Here is a 5661-nt window from a genome sequence, read left to right on the forward strand (position 1 = left end):
CCGCAGCCCCGCGGTCCTTCCCTAGTGCGTGCACTCTTTCCCTACACGACGCGCTTCCGATCGCCACTATTATCGGCATGATTTTTGGTTATCTGCCAGCCCGCAAAGCTGCCCGTATGGATCCGGTCGCCGCGCTGGCGAGTGAGTAAATGTATCTTCTCGGGTGCGCATCGCTGCGCACCGATTTTTCCGTCATGTTGGAATTAAGAGCGAATGACCCAGCGGTCAGATTAACATCGGCAACGTTGCACTGGCCGTTTGCTGACTGGCTGTGGCGTAATGCGCATCATGTGCCATCAGCTCCCCCATTAACGCCTCAACCAGCAACATCGCCCCTACCTTCCCACTCAACGTTCCGGCATTAAGAGGACCTTCCGGTCGCGCCGCCACCAGCAACATATCCGCCAGATTGCCCATCGGGCTGCGCAGCGTATTACTTAGCATCAGCACCTGAGCTTTGCGCTTCTTCGCCACATTGACCACATGCATCAGATCTTTGGTGGAACCGGAAGCAGAGATCGCGATGACCAAATCACCTTCACCCAGGGTCGAAGCATTCATGGCCGCACGATGCATATCACCAAACAGCTGCGCGGATTTGCCCAGCCGTAGTAGACGATAATGCAAATATTCGCCGGTTATCGCGCTGGCAGCCACGCCATAGATTTGGATAGAACGCGCCTGATGCACCGCCGCACCTGCCTGCTGTAAGACCTCGCGATCAATAAATTTTCCGGTATCGCGCAGCGCCTGCACCGACTCTTCCACCAGCGCATCAACCGGATCGCCCGTTGCTGCCAGCGTGGGCTGACTCTGCTGCACATCCAGCGCCAGCGCCATCTTAAATTCGGTGTAGCCTTTGCAACTAAGGTTGCGGCACAAGCGCGTCACGCTGGCTTCGCTGGTGTCCGTCTCTTTCGCCAATTCGGTAATGGTGAGATACAGCACTCTCTGCGGTTCGGTCAGGATGAAGTCGCCCAGCTTTTGCAGCGCAGGACTGTAGCCCGGCAAGCCCTGCTTCAGATGCAGCAAAATATTTCCATTGTCCGTCATGACACCTCTCCATTAGCCAATATTGATGGCGCTTAGTGTGCGTAAAGGCCCTGATTTGTGCCAGCAGAATTGATTATAAGTGAAAGCTATCACACTAATGGTAGTTATTTTCATCAAATGAAGTATGTTGTGATAATAATTTTTACCACAACAATCATTCGGGGATGAAAATTTATGTCAATGTTCAGTGGCGCTTCCTCTGGAAGCTGGTTTGAAAAAGCGCAACGTTTTGGAAAATCCTTTATGTTGCCGATCGCGGTATTACCTGCCGCCGGCTTGCTGTTGGGCATTGGCGGCGCGTTATCCAATCCCAACACGGTAAAAGCTTATCCCTTCCTGGACATCGCCTGGTTGCAAGGTGTCTTTACCATCATGGCCAGCGCCGGTTCAGTGGTATTCGCCAACCTTGCGGTGCTGTTTGCGGTCGGCGTGGCGGTAGGACTCGCTAAAAGTGATAAGGGTACGGCTGGGCTGGCCTCGTTACTGGCCTATTTAGTGATGAATGCCACCATCAACTCACTGCTGACGCTCACCGGCGTGCTGGCCAGCAGTAATCTCAGTGCCGTGGGTCAAGGCATGGCGCTCGGCATTCAAACGCTGGAAACCGGCGTGTTTGGTGGTGTTGTGATCGGGCTGGTCACCGCGTTACTGCACAACCGCTATAACAAAATTGCCCTGCCACAATTTCTCGGCTTCTTTGGTGGCTCACGCTTCGTCCCGATTATTAGCTCGTTTGTGGCGATTATCGTTGGCGCGGCAATGACCATCGTCTGGCCGCATTTTCAGAAATTGATATTCGGTATGGGTGGACTGGTCGATGCCACGGGGTATTTCGGCACCTTCATATACGGCTTTGTGTTGCGCATGCTCGGCCCGTTTGGTCTGCATCACATCTTCTATCTGCCTTTCTGGACTACCGCTTTGGGCGGCAGTGAAATGGTCAATGGTCATCTGGTTGAAGGCACTCAGCGCATTTTCTTCGCTCAGTTGGCCGATCCCAATACGCAGCAGTTTTATCTGGGGACGGCGCGCTTTATGTCGGGCCGCTTTATCACCATGATGTTTGGCCTGATCGGGGCTTGTCTGGCGATGTATCACACTGCCAAACCCGAGAACCGCAAACGTGTGGCCGGTTTGTTATTATCCGCCGCCCTCACCTCATTTCTGACTGGGATCACCGAACCGATTGAGTTCTCGTTCCTGTTTGTGGCGCCAGTGTTATATGTGATTCACGCGCTGTTCGATGGCCTGGCCTTTATGATCGCCCACATCCTGCACATCACCATTGGACAGACCTTCTCCGGCGGTTTAATCGATTTCATTCTGTTCGGTGTATTGCAGGGTGAAGCGAAAACCCACTGGATGTATGTGCCCCTGGTCGGCGTGCCATGGTTCCTGCTGTATTACTTTACCTTCCGCCTGCTGATCACTCGATTCAATTTCAAAACGCCAGGCCGTGAAGATGTCAGCATCGATACCTTGCCAGTTGCCGCTGGCGAACGCCCTTTGCAGGTGATTAAAGCGCTGGGCGGTAAAGACAATATTGCCGAACTTGACTGCTGCGCCACACGTTTGCGTATCACACTAAACGACAGTTCTAAACTTAATGAGGCCGCATTGAAGGCCACGGGCGCTCGCGCGGTTATCCAGCGTGGCAACGGCGTACAGGTGATCTATGGCCCGCACGTCACCATTATCAAAAATGAAGTTGAGGAGTTACTCGCGCTATGAAAGCAAACATGCTGGAGCAAATTAAAGGGAAACTGGTGGTGTCTTGTCAGGCACTGGAAAATGAACCCCTGCACAGCGCCTATATCATGTCGCGTATGGCATTAGCCGCGAAGCAAGGTGGCGCGTCGGCAATCCGCGCCAACAGTCTGATCGATGTAGAGCAGATTATGCAAACCGTGGATTTGCCCATTATCGCCATTATCAAACGAGATTATTCAGGCAGTGATGTATATATCACTGCCACGCTCAAAGAGGTCGATGAATTGATGGCGGCGAATCCAGCGATGATCGCGCTGGACGCCACGCAACATCAGAGGCCTGGCGAACTGCAGTTGCCGCAGTTGGTGGCGGCGATTCGTCAACGCTATCCGCAGTTATTGCTGATGGCAGATATCGCGACAGTTGATGAGGCGTTGCTGGCGGATGAACTCGGCTTCGACTGCGTAGGTACTACGCTGCATGGCTACACGGCGGAAACGCGCGGAAAGTATCTGGCGGCAAATGATTTTCACTTTCTGCGTGAAGTATTAACAGCAGTGAAGGTGCCAGTGATTGCAGAAGGCAATGTGGAAACACCTGAGATGGCGGCGCAGTGTTTAAAACTGGGCGCGCATGCTGTGGTGGTCGGTGGCGCGATAACCCGTCCTCAGCAAATAACGCAGCGTTTTGTCAACGCAATCAGCTAATACGTTTTATTAGGCCTTAAATAGCAAAGCCGCCCGAAGGCAGCCTTAACGCTGAAGCGGAAACTGAACTTATTTGTACAGTTCTGCCGTCATGTGCACACGGTTGTTGGTGTTCGCTTCAGTGATTTTATACTGTGCGCCCTGCTGGTGAGCGACTGCGGCAACTTTCGCTTCGGCACCGTCAAGAGTTGATGACTCAACGGAGATGCTCTGGGCAAAGCTGGCAGCAGACATCAGTGAAAGAGCGGCGGCAGCGGCGATGGTCAGTGTTTTGATGGTTTTCATGGTCTTATTCCTTTGGGTTGTGAGTGAAGGCTGTGTGCCTTCGATGAAAACAATAATACCCTACGTTACCATTACCATATTAACTATTAGTGCGATTATGATGATCCAACTAATCATACACGGAGTTACTGTCACATCGACTGTCATAATGATCAGGATGTTATCCACATTTCAGGTGAAAAGACCGCGCGCTAACCTGTGGATAAATCATCTCTCACCGCCAACCACGCCAGCTACACTGCCGTGGTTACTTTTCGTACGAGCTTGCGCCTGATTGCTCACTCATCTCCTGTTACGCCTAACGGATCAAATCGTTACCGATTACGGTTAGTGTGGTTTCATACCGAATCCTCTTTCTCAACCACCAGTACCCGCGCGGCGCCCTGCGGATGGGCAACATGCTCGGTTCCCACACTGGCAAAGAAAATATCACCGACATTCAACATCACTTTCTGTACTTCGCCCTGCTCGCGGTAATGCATTTCTACTGCACCATCCAACACCACAAAGACCTCTTCGCCGTCGTTGATGTGCCAGCGATAAGGTTTATCAGTCCAATGCAGTCTGACGCTGGTACCGTCGAAATTGGCAATATCAACGGCATCCCAGGCTTTGGCTGGAGTAAAGTTTTTACTGATGATGGTTTTCATGCGCATCCTGAATGATTGAGATTGCGCACTATATTAACGGTAAGCCGTCGATGAATGAGGACATGCATCGACCCTTTTCGGACAGATTAATCCCTCACCACGGCGAACTTACGCAAAGCAACAATATTCATCACGGCCAGTATTGCTGCGGCAATAAAGGTCATCGCCACCTGGCCGGGAATATAAGCCATAAAGGCCGCGAGAAATTGCCCGGCAAAGATTGCCATCGATAAACGCGCCAGTTGACGTCCACGCTCATGCGGTTGGCTGGTTTCAACCGTCATATGGTTGACCAGAGGCACTGACAGGCCAAATCCCATGCCTAACAGGATGCCGCCCGGCAGGCACAGCAGCATGTCCGGTGCAGCAGCAAACTCCAGGTGTGCCAACATATAACAAACGAACGCCATGATCAGGGTTGGATAAGGACCAAATTGCAGTGCCACATGCGGCATCAACGCTGCAGCCAACACGGCCACCAGCGAAACGAATGACAGAAAATACCCGATATGAGCGGCATTAACGCCCAACGCGGCAAAGCGTTGTGGCAGCATGATGATGGCGGTAAAGAAACACATCATGGAGCAGATGGCCGCCAGCAATACCGGACGCAATGCCCGATCGCTGTTGGTTGCGCCTTCATCCCTGGTTTCAGTGGCGATTTGCTGTTGCGGACGTGGAATCAAAATGACCACCAATGCGAGCAGCAACCAGGAGAAAAGATAGAGTGCATAGGGATAGCGCCAACTCAAGGAAGCCAGAATCCCGCCAATAAATAAAAACACCACTCCACCAAGTTCGATAGCCATGCCCTGACGCGCCATCATTTTAAGTCGTGCTTCAGCCTGATAAAAACTGGCAATTAAACTGGTTCCAGCCGACATCACTACGGCGGTAAAACAGCCTAATAGGACACGATCAATGATCTGCAGGGGTGCGCCGGGTAACCAGGCACCCGCCACGCCCAATCCGCCGTAACAGAAAAGCCCCACAAGAAGCATGGGGTAAGCGCCATAACGGTCTATCGCTCGTCCGGCAAAGGGCCCTGCCACCACTACGCCCAATGCAGGCAGCGTCACCAGCCAGTTAGCCAGATGTGAGACTCCTAATTGCGCAGCAATCTCACTCAATCCCGGTACGATAACGCAGCCCACCATGATGGTCAGGCAACTCACCGCCAATAACGTCATTGCCGCTGCAGGCTTTAATACAGTCATGAATACACCTATCCGCATAATGGGTTTATTATCCACATA

6 protein-coding genes are annotated in these 5661 nt (G+C 52.3%); 2 read left to right on the forward strand and 4 right to left on the reverse strand.

Annotation, left to right across the window (positions count from 1 at the left end; translation table 11 throughout):
- Window positions 1–225 precede the first annotated feature (225 nt).
- Complete coding sequence (locus tag H7A81_RS25215) at window positions 226–1053, reverse strand: MurR/RpiR family transcriptional regulator (protein ID WP_160867490.1); 828 nt, start codon at window positions 1051–1053, stop codon at window positions 226–228.
- Between the two features lie 174 nt (window positions 1054–1227).
- Here H7A81_RS25215 and H7A81_RS25220 point away from each other — a divergent pair, with 174 nt between their 5' ends.
- Both H7A81_RS25220 and H7A81_RS25225 read left to right on the forward strand, forming a co-directional pair.
- The gene (locus H7A81_RS25220; RefSeq protein WP_182059086.1) at window positions 1228–2784 is read left to right on the forward strand and encodes a PTS transporter subunit EIIC; all 1557 of its coding nucleotides are present in this window, start codon (window positions 1228–1230) and stop codon (window positions 2782–2784) included.
- Window positions 2781–3470, forward strand: a complete 690-nt coding sequence (locus H7A81_RS25225; protein ID WP_182059087.1) for an N-acetylmannosamine-6-phosphate 2-epimerase — start codon at window positions 2781–2783, stop codon at window positions 3468–3470. Before H7A81_RS25220 ends, H7A81_RS25225 begins: the two co-directional genes overlap by 4 nt.
- A 69-nt stretch (window positions 3471–3539) precedes the next feature.
- Here H7A81_RS25225 and H7A81_RS25230 read toward each other — a convergent pair whose 3' ends face one another.
- The 3 genes from H7A81_RS25230 to H7A81_RS25240 form a co-directional block, all read right to left on the reverse strand.
- Window positions 3540–3755, reverse strand: coding sequence for a YdgH/BhsA/McbA-like domain containing protein (locus H7A81_RS25230; RefSeq protein ID WP_182059088.1), 216 nt, complete (start codon window positions 3753–3755; stop codon window positions 3540–3542).
- Between the two features lie 338 nt (window positions 3756–4093).
- A complete protein-coding gene (locus H7A81_RS25235) occupies window positions 4094–4405 on the reverse strand; it encodes a cupin (RefSeq protein WP_097119056.1) in 312 nt (103 codons plus the stop codon).
- An 86-nt stretch (window positions 4406–4491) separates the two neighbouring features.
- A complete protein-coding gene (locus tag H7A81_RS25240; RefSeq protein ID WP_182059089.1) occupies window positions 4492–5622 on the reverse strand; it encodes an MFS transporter in 1131 nt (376 codons plus the stop codon).
- Between the last annotated feature and the right edge of the window lie 39 nt (window positions 5623–5661).

The organism is Pantoea sp. ME81 (assembly GCF_903970985.1).
GTDB classification, from domain to species: Bacteria; Pseudomonadota; Gammaproteobacteria; order Enterobacterales; family Enterobacteriaceae; genus Pantoea; species Pantoea communis.